The sequence below is a fragment of the Micromonospora humi genome (assembly GCF_900090105.1).
Classification (GTDB): domain Bacteria; phylum Actinomycetota; class Actinomycetes; order Mycobacteriales; family Micromonosporaceae; genus Micromonospora; species Micromonospora humi.
The window spans coordinates 99487-115661 of sequence record NZ_FMDM01000014.1 but is presented as its reverse complement, the minus strand read 5'-3'; the positions used below and the strand labels follow the sequence as shown (position 1 = coordinate 115661).

The following is a 16175-nucleotide window of genomic DNA, read 5'->3' as shown; positions in this document are numbered from 1 at the left end:
AGGTGTCAGGCGGGGCCCCCGCTCAACCGCCTCGTGTTAAGCGGGGCCCCTTCCTCTACCGAATGCGTTAACAAGGGCCCCCGCCTTACGCCCCTACCGCCGGGTAGCTCGGCGGCGTACCGTCGCGGTCGTGGAACCGGACGTGCTGGGAGCGCCCTACGAGCGGCGCACGATCGAGCTGGGCACCGACGACGAGGGGCCGGTGGTCGCGACAGTGGTCCGCCGGCGCGCCGACCGCCCGACCGGCCGGGCCGTGCTCTACGTGCACGGCTTCGTCGACTACTTCTTCCAGACCCACGTGGCCGACTTCTTCGCCGAGCGGGGCTGGGACTTCTACGCCCTCGACCTGCGCAAGTACGGCCGCAGTCTGCTCCCGCACCAGACCCCCAACTTCTGCCGCGACCTCAGCGACTACTTCCCCGAGCTGGACGCCGCCGCGGAGATCATCCGCGCCGAGGAGGGGCACGACACGCTGCTCGCCATGGGCCACTCGACCGGCGGTCTGATCATCTCGCTCTGGGCGGACGCCCGCCGCGACGCCGGCCTGGTCGACGGCATCGTGCTGAACAGCCCCTTCTTCGACATCAACGCCCCCTGGGCGGTCCGTCGACCGCTCGCGGCCGCCGTCGCCCGCCTGGGCCGCCGGGCGCCGCAGCGCATCCTGCCGTTCGGGCTCGGCACCGTGTACGGCGAGAGCCTGCACGCTGACCACCGTGGCGAGTGGCGCTACGACCTGGCGTGGAAGCCGCTCGCCGGGTTCCCGGTCCGGGCCGGCTGGCTGAACGCGATCCGCACCGGTCAGCGCCGGCTGCGGGCCGGGCTCACCATCGAGGTGCCGGTGCTGCTGGCCTGCTCCACGCGCAGCTTCCGGGGCGCGAAGTGGCACGAGAGCGCCACCGGGGCCGACGCGGTGCTCGACGTGGAACACATGGTGCGCTGGGCCCCCCGGCTCGGCCGGCACGTCACAGTGGCCCGCTTCGACGGCGGGCTGCACGACCTCACGCTGTCCAGCCCCGGCGTACGCGAGAAGGTCTTCGCGGAGGTCGGCCGGTGGGCGGAGGGCTTCCTCCGCGCCGGCCCCACCGAGCCGGCGCCCGAGTCCGCGCCGCCCGCCCCACGCTCCCCGGCCGACGAGCCGGCTGACGCCCGGGCCGCCGCCGGCGCCGAGGGCTGAGCCGACCGCCGTCGCCCCTCATCCCTCGCGGCGGCGGTGAGAAGGGGCCCCCTCTCTACCGGAGGCGTTAAGAAGGGGCCCCTCCTTGCACGACCTCGGCGAGCGCCGGCCGGATCCGGTCGAACGTGGCGACCGGGTGCCCGCCGTCACGCGGCGGCAGCAGCACGCCCAGGCAGCGCGGGACCGCTGCACCCTCCGGCCCCGCCTCGACCGTGAACACCGGCGCACCCACGTACCCGGCGGGCAGCTCGACGGTGACCCGCACCTCGTCGCCGTCCCGCGCGACCTGCTGGACCACCGCCTCCAACGGTCGTGACCCGTCCTCGGCGACCCCCAGGGCCAGCACGAACGCCGAACCGGGCGCCGCGCCGATCCGCGCCACCGCGCCGGCCGACGCGGCCACCGCCTCGGTGACCTGCTGGGTACGCCAGCGCCAGCCCCGGTCGTCCGCGTGGCCGTGCAGCCCGCCGGTCGGCATCGCGGCCACCCCCAGCTCCGGCAGGCGCAGCCAGTGGTCGGCGAAACCGGACAGCTCGATCGGCTCCGCCGCACCCTCGGCCGGCTCGGTGACGCTGGGCCGGAGCAGAATCTCCCCGTACGGCCGGTCGGTGAGCACCTCGGCGGTGAGCAGCCACTCGTGCGCGACCTCCCCGTCGTCGGTGGCGCCGACCAACTCGCTGTAGAAGAAGGCGGTGCCGACCGTCCCGGCCGGCGCTCCGGGCCCCTCCGACCCGGCGACGGGCAGGATCGACCGCCCGAGGTGCTGGCACAACTCGAAGACGATCTCGTTCTCGGTTTCCTGGTCGAGCAGCATCCGCCGAGGGTACGGACCGGGGTGTGCCCGCCGGCCCGGGACCCGCCGGAACTCCGATGCCGGATGCGGCCCCGGCGTGGGACGCTGGCGGCGACGTGGGCGCGCCCGACCCGTACCCCCGGCCGGGCCGGAGCCGGCGGTACCCTCTTGGCGCGACGACCGTCGACGCGCGCCCGTAGCTCAGCGGATAGAGCAGGGGACTTCTAATCCCAAGGCCGCAGGTTCGAATCCTGCCGGGCGCACAGGCACCTACCCGGAGGCGCTTCCACCTCGCCCTCGCCGCCCCGGATCTCCGGCGGGCGGCAGCGGCGCCACCCGTTCCTCGTGCACCTTGATCTCGGCACGGTACCGGTGGGCGGCCGGATGCCAGATCTCCTCGAACGGGCCCATCACGTTGTCGCCGACCCCGCGGCTACGAACCCGGGCCGCCAGCCACGCGAGAAGGCACAGGGTGCCGGCGAGGCAGCCGACGACCAGCACGATCGCCAGGAGCTCGTCCATCAACTCAACATAGCCCGCGCGGAGCGCCGCGCCGCCACGACCGGCGGCCGCCGGGGGATCACGAGTCCGCCGGCACGCCCGCCTCCAGTTGACCGATCAACGGGTGGAGCAGGTCGTTGAGTTCCCGGGTCAGCACGACGACCGCGCGCCGCGCCGTGGCCGCCACGGCGTCGCCGGGCCCGTCGGGTGCCGGCGGCAGGTCGCCGAGCGGGACGGGCGCCTCCACCTGGAGCGTGGCGCGCAGGTGCGGGCTGCGGGTCAGGTCCTGGTCGGTCGGCGTCGTGTACTGGCCGAACAACTGGGGCCAGTCCCGCCAGCCCCGGTCGCGCTGCCACTGCCGGCTCCAGGTGAGTTCGGCCGGCCACCGGGAGATCACCGTGACGGCACAGATCAGGCTGCCGTCCCACGGGCTCGGCGCGCAGGTCGCGGCCACGATCCGCCGGTGCCGGCGTACGTAGCCGGGTGACAGCTCGGTGGCGACCCGCCAGGCGGTCGCGGCGAAGGCGACCGGCGCGATGTCGCCCCACGTGTCGGCGAATTCATCGGTACGTCTGAGCACCTCGGCCTCGTAGCGGCCGCGTCCGCCGGTGCCGCGCTCACGATCGACGTTCTCGTCGAGCCAGAAGGCTCGCGTTTCGGCCATGGCCTGCCCCCGTCCCGAGTGTCGTACCGGTCTACCACGCCGGCGTGGAAATCGGATGCACGTCGGTGGATCCGTCGGGATACTGCCCGGATGATCGACGACGCTGTACGGAACGAGTGGGAGACCGAGGGATTCGTCATCCTGCCCGGCTACCTCCCGGCTGCGGACCTGGCGCCCGCGCTCGACGAGTTGGCGACCATGTTCCCGTCGCCGGACGGCTTCCACGACGGGACGGATCCGCGGCGGGACCGCTACCTCGGCGACGAGTTCGCCGGCATCCAGGGCTTTCCGTTCGACAGCGTCGCACTCAGCCTGCTTGCGGTGGGCGAGCGCCTGGTGCGGCTGGCGCGCGCGTTGCTCACCACCGAGGATCTCCGGATCTACTCGGCCGAGGCCTGGGCGAAGTTCACCGGAGCGGCCGACTACGACCAGGAGCTGCACCGCGACTACCTCAACCACACCCTGCTGGTGCCGACGGACGCGCCCGGGCACCGGCAGCTGGAGATGTTCGTCTACCTCGTCGACGTGCCCGAGGGCCTCGGCCCGCCGCACCTGCTGGCCACGCGGCACACAAGGGACCTTCCGGCGCGGCCGAACTGGTATCCTCGCAGCGATGTGGGCGAGCGGTTCGGCGACTTCGTCGCGCCCACCGGCAGCCCGCGTCTCTACGACGCGGAGGTCTCCGGCGCCGGCCCGGCCGGCACGGTGGTCGCCTTCCAGCCCGGCACGTTCCACCGGGGCACCGGCATGACCGCGCCACGGGGCGCCCGCTACACCATGCACCTGAGTTTCCGGCCGGCCGCCGTGGACTGGAGCAACCGTCATGCCTGGGCGCAACGCAGCCACGAGCCCGCCTGGTACCGCTTCGTCGGCCGGGCGACCCCGGCGCAGCTCGCGCTCTTCGGCTTCCCACCGCCGGGCCATCCCTACTGGACCGCCGAGACCCTCGCCGGTGTCGCCCAGCGTTACCCGCACCTGGATCTGACGCCCTGGAAGGTCTGACGGGTCACCGGGCCGTGCCGGCGGGCAGCCACCGCCGGACCGGCTGCCGGAGAGTGCGTCAGGTCCGCGGGGGTGGCCGCTCCCCCGGCAGGCTGGACCATTCCTCCCTCGACGAGCGCCACCACCCCAGTACGACCACGACGAGCAGTGTCACCGTCAGCACCGCGACGGACTGGGCGATCCGGTCGACGCGTTCGGCGGTGCACGCCCGGAAGGCCAGGTCCAGGTAGTGAGCCGAGTCCGGCTGCCCCGGAAACCGTTGCCACGCACCGAGGTCCATGGCCACGGCGGTGCCGCAGCTGGTGTTCTTCTCGTGGTCGCCGGGCCCGATCCGGATCGGCATGAGCAGCCGGAACGCGACCACGACGGCACCGAGCAGCGCGGCCAGGAACGGACCTGTCCGCAGGAGGCGCTGGGTCCCGTCCTCGACGGACTCCGTCGTCACCGGGCGACCACGAGGAGGGCGTACGCCACGACGACCGCGCCGTGGCAGCCGAGCATCACCGGCATCGCCCGCTTCCACTGGGCTCGATCAGGGGGCGGCATGTCGCCGAGTATCCCCCGACGACGGAACCCTCGCCGCCTCTCGCACTGAGTCGTTTCCGCCATCAGCTCGAAAGGCACGCGCCGGAACCACGCCCGTGCCCACGGCGTCGCGAGGACGCCTGGACGCGCCGAGGCGGCCCTGGGGTGGCTCAGTCGCAGACCCGCCAGTCGCCGTCCTCCTTGACCAGCGGGAGGACCTGGGTGATGGCGACTCCGTCGCGCGGGGTGAAGCGGACGTTCGCCGACCCGTGCACCCGGCCGTTGGTGTTCATGACGTTCACCCCGAGGATCTCGTAGCCGGTCAGCTCCGGCTGGGCGGACTGCTGCCGGGCGAAGTCCGCCTCGCCGAGCCGGTCGCGCACCTGGGCACAGAACTGCCCGTACGCGGCGGGGTAGTCGCGGGCGACCACCGCCGTGGCGAAAGTGTCGACAGTGGCGCGGGCCGGGTCCGTGGCGTCCTTGGCCACCCGGTAGAGCAGGAAGCCACCGGTCGCGCCGCCGCAACAGCAGAGGGCGAGCACCACACCCAGCACGATGAACAGCGTCCGCTTGGACTTCTTCGGCGGCACCATGGCCGGCTCGTACGCCATGACCGCAGGGTAGAGACCTCGGACAACCCGTCGACGCGCCGCGCACCGAGGGTGACCGGTTCCGACAAAGCATGTTATTCTCCGGCGTCAATCTATGCCGTGCGGACCCGGCCGGGTCGCTGCCGGAAGGACACCTCCCCGATGCCGGTGGCTGCCGCCACGACCCTGCCCCGGTCCCCACTGGACCGTCCGGCGGGCGGCGCGTTCACGCTGATCTTCACCACCCTGCCGGCGCTGCTCCGGCTCACCTGCGGCCTGGTCGGCGCGGTGGTCGCCCTGTCGGTGCGGACGCCGCCGGTGCGGGTGGCGCTGCTGGTCCCGGCCGTCGTCGCGCTCACCGCGTGGTCCGGCTGGTACGCCGTCCGCGCGTTCCGGCACGGCATCGGCGTCGCGCTGGTGGCCGGCGACGTGGCGCTCACCACCGCCACCGCGCTGGCCCTCGGTTGGCTGGTCGCGCCGGAGGTGCTGCCCGGCGAGGCGAGCTGGGTCGCGGTGCTGGCCAGCACCACGGTGATCAACGCACAGGCCACCGCACCGGCCCGCTGGTCGGTGCCGGCCGGCCTGCTGGTCACCGCCGCCTACGCGACCGGCGCCACCCTGGCCGGCAACCCGGTCGAGGCGCGGGCGCACACCGGCACGTTGCTGGTGCAGACCGGCTGCACGGCGGTGATGACCGCGGTGATGCGCCGGTGGATCAGCCGGGGCGACGCCGCGTTCGCCGAGTTCCGGCGGATGTCCCACGAGGCGGTGGTGGCCCGCGCCGCGCGCGAGGCGGAACGGCGGCACAACCGGGACCTGCACGACACCGTGCTCGGCACGCTGACCATGGTCGGGCTGGGCGCGGTCCCCGGCGGCTCGGCGGCGCTGCGCGAGCGGTGCGCGGCTGATCTGCGTACCCTCGGCGCGCTGGCCGGGGCGCGGGCCGCGACCGGCGAGGCGGACCTGGACGAGCGGCTGCGCACGGTCCTCGCCGGGCTGCCGCAGGTGCCGGTGACCGCGACGCTGCCGCCGTGCCGGGTGCCGGCGGAGGTGGCCGCGGCGCTCGCCGACAGCGCCGCCGCCGCGCTGGCCAACGTGGTGCGGCACGCGCCGGGCGCGACCACCGCGCTGCGCCTGGCCCGCGAGGGCGGCGCCGTGGTGGTCGAGGTGGTCGACGACGGGCCGGGCTTCGACCCGACGATGGTCCCGGCCCACCGGTACGGGCTGCGCGAGTCGATCCACGGGCGGATGGCCACGGTGGACGGTCGAGCGGTGGTGACCTCCGCCCCTGGCGCGGGCACCCGCGTCCGGCTGGAGTGGCCGGATGGCGACTGAGTCCCCGGCGGCGGTGACCACCCGCCCGGCGCCGCTCCCCCGGCCGCGGGTGTTCGCGCGCGCCGGGTCGGCCGCCGCGCCGCCGGAGGCGCACGCCGTGGCGGACGCGTCGGACCGGGGCGCCCGGCTCGTCGCGGTGGTCATCGCGCTGGCCTGGCACCTGGTGATCGGGCTGCCGGCGGTGCTGGGGGCGGGCCCCGGGATGGCCGCCCCGGCGGTGGTGGCGGGCGGCTGGCTGGTGACCGCGCTGGTCGGCGTCGCCACCGGCGTACGCCTGCTGCGCGGCGGGCTGCCCCCGGCCCGGCGGTTGGCCGCGGCGCTGCTGGTGGTCGACGCGGCGGTCTTCGCGGCGGCCGGCGAGCGGTTCCTGTTCAGCACCGCGAACTGGGTGTGGGGCGGGCTGGCCTGGTTCTTCCTGCTGGTGCTCTGGCGGCGTCCGGTGCGCTGGCTGCTGGCCGTGCTCGCGGCGCACGCGACGATCGCGCTGGTGGCCGTGGTGCTGCACGGCGCGACCGCGCCGGCCGACCTGAGCCGTTACGCGATGTACGTCTACGGCACCTCCACCCTGCCGGTGGCGGTCTTCGCCGGCGCGGCGGCGCTGACCGCGCTGGCCCGGGACCGGGCCGGCACCGCCGCGGCGGTGCTGGCCATGGCCGCGGAACGGGAGGCGGCCGAGCGCGCCCAGGGCGAGCGGCAGGCCCGGCTCGCCCTGGTCAGCGGCACCGCCGAGGAGGTGCTGGCGGCGTTGGCGGCCGGCGAGGCCGACCCGGCCGACCCGGCGGTACGCCGCCGCGCGGTGCTGGCCGCCGCCCGGCTGCGCCGGCTGATCGCCGAGTCCGACGACGTGCCCGACCCGCTGCTGCACGAGTTGCGCGCCGCCGCCGACCTGGCCGAACGGAACGGCCTGCCGATCGAGCTGATCGCGGTCGGTACGCCGCCGGAGCTGCCGGTCGACGTGCGCCGAGGGCTGGCCGACCCGCTCACCGCCGCGCTCGCCGGCGCCCGCGGCTGGGCCCGGCTGACCGTGGTCGCCAACCCGGACGAGGTGGTGGTCAGTCTGGTGACGCCGGACGACGACGGCCCGGACGACTCCGGGGCGCCGGCCGGCGGCGACGGCCCGGTGGAGCGCCTGCACGAGCGGGACGGGGAGATCAGATGGACGCAGACCCGCTGGAGTCGGACGTGAACGCCGGCCACCCGATCGGGGTGGCGATCGTCGACGACCACCCCGTGGTGATCGACGGGGTGCGCGCCTGGCTGGCCACCGAGCCGCGGTTGCGGGTGCTGGCGACCGGCGACGACCCGGACGCGGTGCTGCGGGCCGCGCCGGACGCCGAGGTGGTCCTGCTCGACCTGCGGCTGCACGGGCGGATGGTGCTCGACAAGCTGGCCGAGCTGAGCGCGGCCGGGCGGCGCGTGGTGGTCTACTCCGAGCACACCGACCCGCAGACCATGCTGGCCGCCCTGGACGCGGGTGCGGTGGCGTTCCTGGCCAAGCACGAGGGGCGGGAACACTGCGTGGGCACCGTGCTCGCGGCGGCGAGCGACCGCCCGTACGTGCCGCCGGCGCTGGCCGGCGCGATGGTCGGCGATGCCCGCCCGGACCGGCCGGCCCTGTCGGACAAGGAGCGCGAGGCGCTGCTGCTCTGGTTCCAGTCGATGTCGAAGGCGTCGGTGGCGCGCCGGATGCAGATCAGCGAGCACACCGTCAAGCAGTACGTCGACCGGGCGCGGATCAAGTACACCCGAGCGGGTCGTCCGGCGGCCACCAAGGCGGCCCTGCTCGCCCGGGCGATCGAGGACGGCCTCGTCCGACCGGAAGATATCGGCATCTACCGGTCGCAGGCGTCGGCCGACCGGCCGACCCCCTAACGGGTGTCATGACAATCACCCCAGGAATCGGTCAGGCTCATCGGCACCGCCAACCGTCACCGGGAGGTCGTACCGTGCCGGAGGACGCCGCACCCTTCTTCATCGGGCCACACCGCTTCGACGCCGACGACGACCCCACCCGTCCGCTGCTCGACCGGCGCTACGCGCTGGTGCCCGAGCCGGGCGAGCGGCTGCTCGGCCAGCACCGGCTGTCGGTCGCCGGTCACCTGCTCGGCCCCACCGAGGACGTGCGCTGCTGGGCGCTGCCCGACCCGGCGTCGGTCACCGTGACCGACCGGCGTCTGGCCTACGTGTGCACCGGCCCCGAGCTGTCCCTGGTCCCCGGGCGGGACGGCCCGACCGGCGCCCGGCACCGGCGCCCGGTCCGGCTGTCCCGCCTGGTCAGCGGTCAGATCCGCTGGCAGTGGCCGTCCCGGCTGGAGCTGGCCGAGGTCGGCGACGACGCGGTGGAGCTGCGCGTGGTCTGCGACGCGCTGCGCACCATCCGGCAGCCGGCGCTGGCGCTCACCGGCCCGGTCGCGCTGGTCACCGCGCTGGCCCGGCAGGTACGCCGCTCGGTGGCCGGGTTCCGGCTGGCCCACCCCGACCTGGTGGACCTGTCCCCGCCGGAGCGTGACGCCCTCGCCACCCGGGTGGCCGCCTCCCCCGGCCCGACGCTGGGCGCGGTGACGCTGCCCGGCTCGCTCCCGGTGGAGTTCCTGTCCCGCGACGACTACTACCGCCAGCCGGTGGCGGAGGCCACGGGTTGGCCACGGCTCGACGCCCCGGCCCGGGACCAGCCCGGCTCCGCCTGCTGACCCGCCGGTCGGGCGGCGGTCAGGAGGTGCTGCGGGAGCGGCGGTCCGAGCGGTCCAGCTCGGCGGCCTGCTCCGGGGTGGGCGCGGAGCCGCCGAGGTGGGCCGGCTGCCACCAGGCGTCGTCCGGGCCGGCCGGCTGCTCCGGATAGTCCCGCTGGGCGCGGTCGACGAGCGCCGACAGCCGGGTGCGCAGCTCGGCGGTCAGCGCGGTGGCATCCGGGTAGGCGGCCGGGTCCATCGGCTCGCCCACCAGGATGGTGATCGGGGTGTGCCGGCGGGTCAGGGTGCGCGGGCGACCCTTGGTCCACAGCCGCTGGGTGCCCCAGAGCGCCACCGGCAGCAGCGGCACGGCGGCCTCCTGCGCCATCCGGGCCGCGCCGTTCTTGAGGTCCTTGACGGTGAAGGAGCGGCTGATCGTCGCCTCCGGGAAGACGCCGACCACCTCACCCCGGCGCAGCGCGGCGACCGCGGCGGCGTACGACCCGGCGCCGGCGGCGCGGTTGACCGGGATGTGCTTCATGCCGCGCATCAGGGGACCGGAGACCCGGTGCCGGAAGACGCTCTCCTTGGCCATGAACCGGACCAGCCGGCGGGACTCGTGCGCGCCGTAGCCGCAGAAGATGAAGTCGAGATAGCTCACATGGTTGGACGCCAGCACCGCCCCGCCGGTGGCGGGCACGTGCTCGCTGCCCCGCACGTCCAGGCGCAGGTCGAGAGCGCGGAACATCGTCTTGGCGGCGGTGATCACGGGCGGGTACACGAGTTCCGGCATCCGGCAACTTTACCCCGAGTAGGTTACCCGACCGTAGGGACGCTCTGCCCTGAGCAGACCGGGGTCGCGGACCGACCTAGACGAGACCACGATGGGCCGGTGACCGAACGCGGCGTGCTGCTCTGGATCCACGGCGGCGGATGGCGGGCCCGCTCCGACGAGGACGGCGCCGCGCTGGCGTCGCTCGGCCTGCGGGTGGTCGCCGCGACCCACCGGTTCTCGCACGAGGCGCGCTGGCCGGCGCAGCTCGACGACGTCCGCGCCGCAGCGCGGGCCACCCGGGCCGCGGCGGGCGGCCTGCCGCTGCTGGTCGGCGGCGACTCGGCCGGCGCGATGCTCGCCCTGCACCTGGGGCTGCGCGGGGTGGACCGGCCGGGTGACGTGGCGGGTGTGCTGGCGTACTGGGCGCCGGTGGACCCGCTCGACCCGGAGCAGCGGCGCCACCGTCCACCCGGCGACGACCCGTGGACCGACCTGCTCGGGCACCCGCCGGCCGCCGGCGACCCGGCCACCGCCGACGCCACCGTGGCCCACCATCTCGGCTCCGGGGTGCCGGTGCTGCTGGTGCAGGGGCGCGACGACGTCCCGGTGCCGGCCGCCCAGGCGGTCGAGCTGGCCGGTCGCCTGCTCGCCGCCGGCCACCCGACCCACCTGTGGCTCACCCACGGCGGGCACGCGCTCGACCTGGCCCGGCCGGATCTGCGCGCGGTCGCCGCCACGTTCCTGGACACCGTCCTGCCGGCGGTCCCCGCCCACTAGGTTCGAGGCATGCCCGACCTCGCCGCGATCGTCATCCACTGCCGCGATCCCTACCTGCTCGCCCCGTTCTGGAGCGCCGTCAGCGGGCTGCCGGTGGTCGACGAGGACCGCGCGAAGCTCGCCGACCGTACGCTCGGGCCGACCGAGGCGGTGCTGCTGCGCGACCCGCACGGGCGGCGGCCGGACCTGTGGATCAGCCCGACCGGTGACCTGCCCGCGCCCGGCCGGATCCACCTGGACCTGGTCGGCGACGCCGAGGAACGGGCCGCGGTGCTGGAGGCGGGCGCGACAGTGGTCCGCGAGCTGCCCCGGTGGACCGTGCTCGCCGACCCGGAGGGCAACGAGTTCTGCCTGCTGCCCCCGCACGAGGCGCACGCCGCCGAGCCGTCGCCCGGCCACTGAGCGCGGCCGGGCCGGCCGGCAGGTCAACCCGCCAGGTTGTGCAGGTCCAGCCGGCCCCGGGCGAACGCGTCCACCCGACCCCACCGGCCCGGGATGTCCAGCACCTCGATCCGCCCCATGCCCACCGGCAGCCGCGGGTCCACCGCCAGGTGACCCTCGTGCGGCTCCAGCCCCAGCATGGTCCGGATCAGCAGCAGCGGCGCCCCGGTCGACCAGGCCTGCGGGCTGCACGCGGTCGGATACTCCACCGGGAACTTCGTCAGTTCCCGCTGGTAGCCGCCGAACGCCTCGGGCAGCCGGCCGTCGAAGTAGGTCGCCGCGTCCAGGATCCCGTTCGCCACCGTCGCCGCCTCCTCGGCGAAGCCGTAGCGGCGCAGACCCCAGGCGACGAACGAGTTGTCGAACGGCCAGATCGCGCCGTTGTGGTAGCCGATCGGGTTGTAGCGGACCTCGCCCTCGGCCAGCGTCCGCACCCCCCAGCCGGACCACAGGCGCGGCCCGATCAGGTGCTCGGCGATCCGCGGCGCCCGCTCGTCGTCGACGATCCCACTCCACAGCAGGTGGCCGATGTTGGAGCTGAGCACGTCGCACTTGCGCCCCTGCGGGTCCAGCGCCAGCGCGTAGAAGCCACCGTCGTCGACCCACCAGTCCCGGTTGAACCGCGCCTTCAGCTCCGCCGCCTCGCGTTCCAGCTGCTCGGCGTACCCGGGGTCACCCCAGAACTCCCGGGCCATCCGGGCGGCCCGGATCTTCGCGTCGTACGCGTACCCCTGCACCTCGCAGCTCGCCCGCGGGAACGGCGGCAGCGAGCCGTCGGCGTACGAGACGGAGTCCCAGGAGTCCTTCCAGCACTGGTTCTCCAGGCCGGTGTCGGTGTTGCGCCGCTCGTACCAGATGTAGCCGTTGCCGACCAGGTCGGCGTAGTCGTCGATCCACCTCAGCGCGGCGCGACACTCCCGTTCCAGCTCCTTGACCAGCGCCACGTCGCCGCTCCACCGCTCGTACTCGTCGAGCAGCACCACGAACAGCGGGGTGGCGTCCACCGAGCCGTAGTAGGGCGAGTGCGGTTGCTCCTCGAACGCGGCGGTCTCGCCGTAGCGCATCTCGTGCAGGATCCGACCCGGGTCCTCGTCCCGGAAGTCGTCGAACCGGGTGCCCTGGAGGGCACCGAGGATGCGCAGCGTGGTCTTCGACATCTCGGGTGCGAACGGCAGCACCTGGAGGCAGGTGAGGATGCTGTCCCGCCCGAACATGGTCATGAACCAGGGCAGCCCGGCCGCGGGCAGCGTCTGCCCGCCGAGCGACAGCGGCGAGAAGCGCAGCGCCGCCAGGTCGACCAGGCTCCGCCGGTAGGTCGCGGCGACCCGGCCGTGCTCGCTGTTCACCTTCGGCGCCTTCTCGATCCACTCCTCCAGGTCGTGCTGGAGCGCGAGCCGCTCGGTGCCGTGCGCCCGCAAGCCGATCCGCAGGTCCCGGCCGCCGGGCCCGATGGCGAACGTCTGCACGTCGATGAGGACGTTCCACTGCTCGTTGGGCTCCAGGTGGACGCTGAAGGCGAAGCCCCGGTTGTCGTAGCGGGCCGGCTGGTTGGTGGAGACGACCGTCTCCCGCTTGAAGTTCCCCCGCCGGTAGCCCAGTCGCAGCCGGTCCGGTTCCGCCTCGGCGTACAGCTCGCCCTTCTTGTTGAGGATCTCGTCCTTGACCTGGAAGAGGTCGGCGAAGTCGGAGCCGGCGTCCATCCGGATCTCCAGGTCGACCGCCTTCTCGTCGTGGTTGAGGATGGTCAGCGTCTCCCGGAAGCTGCCGCCCACCACCCGTTCCCGGATGATCGACAGTTTCGCGTCGACGTAGTGCGTCGCCATGCCCGGCACCAGGAAGAAGCGGGCCTCGTAGTACTGGAGGTCGTCGTAGGAGAGCGCGTTGAGCCGCTCGCCGTTGACCGTGAGCACCCACTTCGAGAGGTACCGGGTGTCGAGCGAGAAGAGACCGGTCGGCTCGCTCGGCGTGGCCTCGATGTCGCCGGTGTCCTCGGAGACCACGAACGTGTTGCCGTCCAGGATCCGGACGGTGTTGCTACCGGCCATCAGGCGGCCCTCCTGGCAAAGGCGTGGTGCGGCCCGCGGGAGTCCGGCGGGCCGGGGAAGACGCGCTCGATCTGGAGGACGAGCCGCAGGTCACCGACGACTGTCATGTCGCCGCGCAGCAGCGCCGCGATGGCGTTCTCCTCGCCGTCGACGAGCGCGCCGAAGAGCCGCGGGTCGGTGCCGACCACGGTGTCCGCCTCACCGTCCTCCTGCCGGACCCGCAGGTTGCCCCGGTCGATCTCCAGCAGCCAGTGCGTGGTCTGCGCGCCCTCGTGCAGGTCGAACCGGAGCGTTCCGGATGTCTTGACCAGCAGCGGCTCGAACCCCCGCCGATCCAGGTCCTCGAAGAATCTCGTGGTCATGTCCACCATCGAAGGCGACTCCTCCCGCGATGCCAGCGGCCTCCTCGTCGTCAGCACGGGTCCCCGGCGGTTCCCGGGTCAACCTCGCCCGGATCGGGTGAGGGCGCGGCCGGGCCGGACACGCGAGACGCCGGCCCCCGAACCGGGGGCCGGCGTCACCGCGGCGGACGGTCAGTTGTTGGGGTCGTCGGCGCTGATGTCCGCGAGCACCGACTGGGGTTCCCGCTCGACCGCCAGGTCACCCATCGAGACCAGGCCGATCAGCTTGCCGTCCTCGGTCACCGGGAGCCGGCGGACGGCGTACGTGCGCATCAGGTCGGCGGCGGCCACCGCGTCGTCGTTCTGGCTGACCGTCACCACGTCCTTGCTGGTGATCTCGTTGAGCCGGGTGGTGGCGGGGTTCCGGTCCTCGGCGACGCCCCGGACCGTGATGTCCCGGTCCGTGACGATGCCGACCACGTTGTCGCCGTCGGTCACCACCACGTCGCCGATGGCGCTGTCGCGCATCTCCTGGGCCGCCGCGGCGAGCGTGTCGTTGCCGTCCATCGTCACCAACCGGGTCGTCATGAACTCTCCGACCGTTGTCATGGTGCTCCCCTCTCGGTGTCGGCACCGCGGTCTACCCGCCGCCCGAGGCGGGGTAACGCGAGGCCGGTTCACCGGCGACGGCGCACCCGACGGCGCAGGTCGTAGGTGCCGTTGCTGGACAGCCCGTAGAAGAGCGGCAGCAGCAGGAGCACCACCAGCGCCGTCGGCACGTTCACCCAGCCCACCAGACCGGCGACCGCGTACGCGACCACGCCGAGCGCCGCCCGGATCCGTTCGGCCTCGAAGAACCGGGAGGTCACGCCCGCCTGGAGCAGTTCGGGGTGCCGGCTCAGGTAGTGGTAGAGCCAGAGCCAGGCCGCCGAGAGGACGACGCCGACCACCGCGTAGGCGGTGACGGCGACCCGCTCGTCGTAGGCGTCGCCCTTCTCCACCGCGCGGGAGACGAGCGCGGTGACGAACGGCAGCAGCGCCACGCTGAACAACACCCCGAGATTCGCCCAGTGCAGACCTCGATCGGCGCAGCGGACCCGGTGGAACGTTCCCTTGTGGTTCAGCCAGTTGACCGCCACGTACAGGTAGGACGTGACGTAGGCGAGGTAGACCGGCCACTGGTCGAGCAACGCGCGCAGCAGCCCGCCCGGCGCCACCTCGGGCACGCGCAGGTCGAGCACCAGCAGCGTGACGACGATGGCGAAGACCGCGTCACTGAAGCCGATCGCCCGGGCCGTGTCCGAGTGCAGCCCGATGTCGACCTCGTCGACGTCCTCCGTGCCCCGTTCGGCCGTCATCGTTCCCCCCGCCCGCCGGCGCGGGCCGCCGGCGACCGGGCCGGTATACCCGCTGCGGGGGCGTCCGTGTCCCGGACACCCCCGCGGCGGTACGACCGGGTCAGCGCTCGGCGGCGACCAGCTCGGCGAGCTGTACGGCGTTGAGCGCCGCACCCTTGCGCAGGTTGTCGTTGGCGCAGAACAGGGCCAGCCCGTGCTCGACCGTCTCGTCGACCCGGATCCGTCCCACGTACGTCGGGTCCTGACCGGCCGCCTCCAACGGGGTGGGCACGTCGCTGAGCGCCACCCCGGGCGCGTCGGCGAGCAGCTCGCGGGCCCGGGCCGGGTCGATCGGCCGGGCGAACCGGGCGTTGATCTGCAACGAGTGGCCGGTGAAGACGGGCACCCGCACGCAGGTGCCGGAGACCTTCAGCCCGGGGATGCCGAGGATCTTGCGGCTCTCGTTGCGCAGCTTCTGCTCCTCGTCGGTCTCGAACGAGCCGTCGTCGACGATCGAGCCGGCCAACGGGAGCACGTTGAAGGCGATCGGGCGGGCGAACGAGCGCGGGGCCGGGAACTCGACGGCCGAGCCGTCGAACGCGAGCGCGCTCGCGTCCTCGGCCACCTTGCGGACCTGTTCGTCCAGCTCGGCCACGCCGGCCAGGCCGGCGCCGGAGACCGCCTGGTAGGTGGCGACCACGAGGCTGACCAGCTCGGCCTCGGCGTGCAGCGGACGCAGCACCGGCATGGCGGCCATCGTGGTGCAGTTCGGGTTGGCCACGATGCCCTTGGGGCGGTCGGCGATCGCGTGCGGGTTGACCTCGGCGACCACCAGCGGCACCTCGGGGTCCATCCGGTACGCCGACGAGTTGTCGATCACCACGGCTCCGGCCTCGGCGACCCGGGGCGCCAACTCCTTCGCGGTGCCCTTGCCGGCCGAGAAGAGCACGATGTCCAGACCGCGGTAGTCCGCGGTGGCCGCGTCCTCGACGGTCACCTCGCCGTCGCGCCAGGGCAGGGCCCGCCCGGCCGACCGGGCCGAGGCGAACAACCGCACCTGCTCCGCCGGGAAGTCGCGCTCCGCCAGCACCTGCCGCATCACGCCACCGACCTGGCCGGTGGCACCCACAATGCCGATCCTCATGCCCGCGAGGCTACCCAGCCGGGACGCGCGGGCGGGAAGCCTTTCCCAGCGCGCGGGCCGGG

The 16175-nt window shown here is 74.0% G+C and carries 19 protein-coding genes and 1 tRNA gene; 9 read left to right on the top strand and 11 right to left on the bottom strand.

The window, feature by feature from the left end; translation table 11 throughout:
- The first annotated feature begins 130 nt into the window (after window positions 1-130).
- On the top strand, window positions 131-1174 hold the full coding sequence (locus tag GA0070213_RS24345; RefSeq protein WP_175441468.1) for an alpha/beta hydrolase: 1044 nt from the start codon (window positions 131-133) through the stop codon (window positions 1172-1174).
- 67 nt (window positions 1175-1241) lie between these two features.
- On the opposite strand, the gene GA0070213_RS24340 is transcribed toward GA0070213_RS24345, so the two are convergent.
- Entirely contained in the window at window positions 1242-1988 is a 747-nt protein-coding gene (locus GA0070213_RS24340; protein ID WP_091069466.1) for a hypothetical protein, read from the bottom strand.
- 169 nt (window positions 1989-2157) lie between these two features.
- Here GA0070213_RS24340 and GA0070213_RS24335 point away from each other — a divergent pair.
- A tRNA-Arg gene (locus GA0070213_RS24335) sits at window positions 2158-2230 on the top strand.
- Window positions 2231-2237: 7 nt separating this feature from the next.
- Here the strand turns inward: GA0070213_RS24335 and GA0070213_RS24330 are convergent.
- Complete coding sequence (locus GA0070213_RS24330) at window positions 2238-2489, bottom strand: hypothetical protein (protein ID WP_091069463.1); 252 nt, start codon at window positions 2487-2489, stop codon at window positions 2238-2240.
- A 58-nt stretch (window positions 2490-2547) separates the two neighbouring features.
- A complete protein-coding gene (locus GA0070213_RS24325) occupies window positions 2548-3132 on the bottom strand; it encodes a hypothetical protein (protein ID WP_091069460.1) in 585 nt (194 codons plus the stop codon).
- 90 nt (window positions 3133-3222) lie between these two features.
- Here GA0070213_RS24325 and GA0070213_RS24320 point away from each other — a divergent pair, with 90 nt between their 5' ends.
- Window positions 3223-4134, top strand: coding sequence for a phytanoyl-CoA dioxygenase family protein (locus tag GA0070213_RS24320; RefSeq protein ID WP_091069458.1), 912 nt, complete (start codon window positions 3223-3225; stop codon window positions 4132-4134).
- A 58-nt stretch (window positions 4135-4192) separates the two neighbouring features.
- On the opposite strand, the gene GA0070213_RS24315 is transcribed toward GA0070213_RS24320, so the two are convergent.
- Both GA0070213_RS24315 and GA0070213_RS24305 read right to left on the bottom strand, forming a co-directional pair.
- Entirely contained in the window at window positions 4193-4579 is a 387-nt protein-coding gene (locus tag GA0070213_RS24315) for a hypothetical protein (protein ID WP_091069455.1), read from the bottom strand.
- Window positions 4580-4829: 250 nt separating this feature from the next.
- Window positions 4830-5270, bottom strand: a complete 441-nt coding sequence (locus GA0070213_RS24305) for an Rv0361 family membrane protein (RefSeq protein ID WP_091069450.1) — start codon at window positions 5268-5270, stop codon at window positions 4830-4832.
- Window positions 5271-5411: 141 nt separating this feature from the next.
- On the opposite strand from GA0070213_RS24305, the gene GA0070213_RS24300 reads away from it, so the two are divergent.
- The 4 genes from GA0070213_RS24300 to GA0070213_RS24285 all read left to right on the top strand — a co-directional run bounded on the left by GA0070213_RS24300 (window position 5412) and on the right by GA0070213_RS24285 (window position 9274).
- A complete protein-coding gene (locus GA0070213_RS24300) occupies window positions 5412-6584 on the top strand; it encodes an ATP-binding protein (protein WP_091069448.1) in 1173 nt (390 codons plus the stop codon).
- Window positions 6574-7770, top strand: coding sequence for a hypothetical protein (locus tag GA0070213_RS24295; protein ID WP_091069446.1), 1197 nt, complete (start codon window positions 6574-6576; stop codon window positions 7768-7770). Before GA0070213_RS24300 ends, GA0070213_RS24295 begins: the two co-directional genes overlap by 11 nt.
- The gene (locus GA0070213_RS24290; RefSeq protein WP_091069443.1) at window positions 7740-8456 is read left to right on the top strand and encodes a response regulator transcription factor; all 717 of its coding nucleotides are present in this window, start codon (window positions 7740-7742) and stop codon (window positions 8454-8456) included. Before GA0070213_RS24295 ends, GA0070213_RS24290 begins: the two co-directional genes overlap by 31 nt.
- A 74-nt stretch (window positions 8457-8530) precedes the next feature.
- The gene (locus GA0070213_RS24285; RefSeq protein WP_091069440.1) at window positions 8531-9274 is read left to right on the top strand and encodes a hypothetical protein; all 744 of its coding nucleotides are present in this window, start codon (window positions 8531-8533) and stop codon (window positions 9272-9274) included.
- A gap of 19 nt (window positions 9275-9293) precedes the next feature.
- Here GA0070213_RS24285 and GA0070213_RS24280 read toward each other — a convergent pair whose 3' ends face one another.
- Window positions 9294-10046 (bottom strand): lysophospholipid acyltransferase family protein, encoded by a 753-nt coding sequence (locus GA0070213_RS24280; protein WP_091069436.1) that lies wholly within the window; start codon window positions 10044-10046, stop codon window positions 9294-9296.
- Window positions 10047-10145: 99 nt separating this feature from the next.
- Between GA0070213_RS24280 and GA0070213_RS24275 the strand changes: the two genes are divergently transcribed.
- Both GA0070213_RS24275 and GA0070213_RS24270 read left to right on the top strand, forming a co-directional pair.
- The gene (locus tag GA0070213_RS24275; RefSeq protein WP_091069433.1) at window positions 10146-10805 is read left to right on the top strand and encodes an alpha/beta hydrolase; all 660 of its coding nucleotides are present in this window, start codon (window positions 10146-10148) and stop codon (window positions 10803-10805) included.
- 9 nt (window positions 10806-10814) lie between these two features.
- Window positions 10815-11207, top strand: a complete 393-nt coding sequence (locus GA0070213_RS24270) for a VOC family protein (protein WP_091069429.1) — start codon at window positions 10815-10817, stop codon at window positions 11205-11207.
- A 23-nt stretch (window positions 11208-11230) separates the two neighbouring features.
- Here GA0070213_RS24270 and GA0070213_RS24265 read toward each other — a convergent pair whose 3' ends face one another.
- The 5 genes from GA0070213_RS24265 to GA0070213_RS24245 all read right to left on the bottom strand — a co-directional run bounded on the left by GA0070213_RS24265 (window position 11231) and on the right by GA0070213_RS24245 (window position 16113).
- A complete protein-coding gene (locus tag GA0070213_RS24265) occupies window positions 11231-13291 on the bottom strand; it encodes an amylo-alpha-1,6-glucosidase (RefSeq protein WP_091069426.1) in 2061 nt (686 codons plus the stop codon).
- Window positions 13291-13662: an SCP2 sterol-binding domain-containing protein gene (locus GA0070213_RS24260; protein ID WP_091069422.1), complete on the bottom strand. Its 372-nt coding sequence runs from the start codon at window positions 13660-13662 to the stop codon at window positions 13291-13293. The genes GA0070213_RS24265 and GA0070213_RS24260 overlap by 1 nt, the downstream gene beginning before the upstream one ends.
- A 162-nt stretch (window positions 13663-13824) precedes the next feature.
- The gene (locus GA0070213_RS24255; RefSeq protein ID WP_091069419.1) at window positions 13825-14241 is read right to left on the bottom strand and encodes a CBS domain-containing protein; all 417 of its coding nucleotides are present in this window, start codon (window positions 14239-14241) and stop codon (window positions 13825-13827) included.
- A 68-nt stretch (window positions 14242-14309) separates the two neighbouring features.
- Entirely contained in the window at window positions 14310-14990 is a 681-nt protein-coding gene (locus GA0070213_RS24250) for a TMEM175 family protein (protein ID WP_091069416.1), read from the bottom strand.
- 100 nt (window positions 14991-15090) lie between these two features.
- Window positions 15091-16113, bottom strand: a complete 1023-nt coding sequence (locus GA0070213_RS24245; protein WP_091069412.1) for an aspartate-semialdehyde dehydrogenase — start codon at window positions 16111-16113, stop codon at window positions 15091-15093.
- Window positions 16114-16175: the final 62 nt, after the last annotated feature.

What these genes read in the sequence shown, in the direction of transcription:
- GA0070213_RS24340 (WP_091069466.1), bottom strand. Translation starts at nt 1,988, where the DNA reads ATGCTGCTCGACCAGGAAACCGAGAACGAGATCGTCTTCGAGTTGTGC.
- GA0070213_RS24330 (WP_091069463.1), bottom strand. Translation starts at nt 2,489, where the DNA reads ATGGACGAGCTCCTGGCGATCGTGCTGGTCGTCGGCTGCCTCGCCGGC.
- GA0070213_RS24325 (WP_091069460.1), bottom strand. Translation starts at nt 3,132, where the DNA reads ATGGCCGAAACGCGAGCCTTCTGGCTCGACGAGAACGTCGATCGTGAG.
- GA0070213_RS24320 (WP_091069458.1), top strand. Translation starts at nt 3,223, where the DNA reads ATGATCGACGACGCTGTACGGAACGAGTGGGAGACCGAGGGATTCGTC.
- GA0070213_RS24305 (WP_091069450.1), bottom strand. Translation starts at nt 5,270, where the DNA reads ATGGCGTACGAGCCGGCCATGGTGCCGCCGAAGAAGTCCAAGCGGACG.
- GA0070213_RS24300 (WP_091069448.1), top strand. Translation starts at nt 5,412, where the DNA reads ATGCCGGTGGCTGCCGCCACGACCCTGCCCCGGTCCCCACTGGACCGT.
- GA0070213_RS24295 (WP_091069446.1), top strand. Translation starts at nt 6,574, where the DNA reads ATGGCGACTGAGTCCCCGGCGGCGGTGACCACCCGCCCGGCGCCGCTC.
- GA0070213_RS24290 (WP_091069443.1), top strand. Translation starts at nt 7,740, where the DNA reads ATGGACGCAGACCCGCTGGAGTCGGACGTGAACGCCGGCCACCCGATC.
- GA0070213_RS24280 (WP_091069436.1), bottom strand. Translation starts at nt 10,046, where the DNA reads ATGCCGGAACTCGTGTACCCGCCCGTGATCACCGCCGCCAAGACGATG.
- GA0070213_RS24270 (WP_091069429.1), top strand. Translation starts at nt 10,815, where the DNA reads ATGCCCGACCTCGCCGCGATCGTCATCCACTGCCGCGATCCCTACCTG.
- GA0070213_RS24265 (WP_091069426.1), bottom strand. Translation starts at nt 13,291, where the DNA reads ATGGCCGGTAGCAACACCGTCCGGATCCTGGACGGCAACACGTTCGTG.
- GA0070213_RS24260 (WP_091069422.1), bottom strand. Translation starts at nt 13,662, where the DNA reads ATGGTGGACATGACCACGAGATTCTTCGAGGACCTGGATCGGCGGGGG.
- GA0070213_RS24255 (WP_091069419.1), bottom strand. Translation starts at nt 14,241, where the DNA reads ATGACAACGGTCGGAGAGTTCATGACGACCCGGTTGGTGACGATGGAC.
- GA0070213_RS24250 (WP_091069416.1), bottom strand. Translation starts at nt 14,990, where the DNA reads ATGACGGCCGAACGGGGCACGGAGGACGTCGACGAGGTCGACATCGGG.
- GA0070213_RS24245 (WP_091069412.1), bottom strand. Translation starts at nt 16,113, where the DNA reads ATGAGGATCGGCATTGTGGGTGCCACCGGCCAGGTCGGTGGCGTGATG.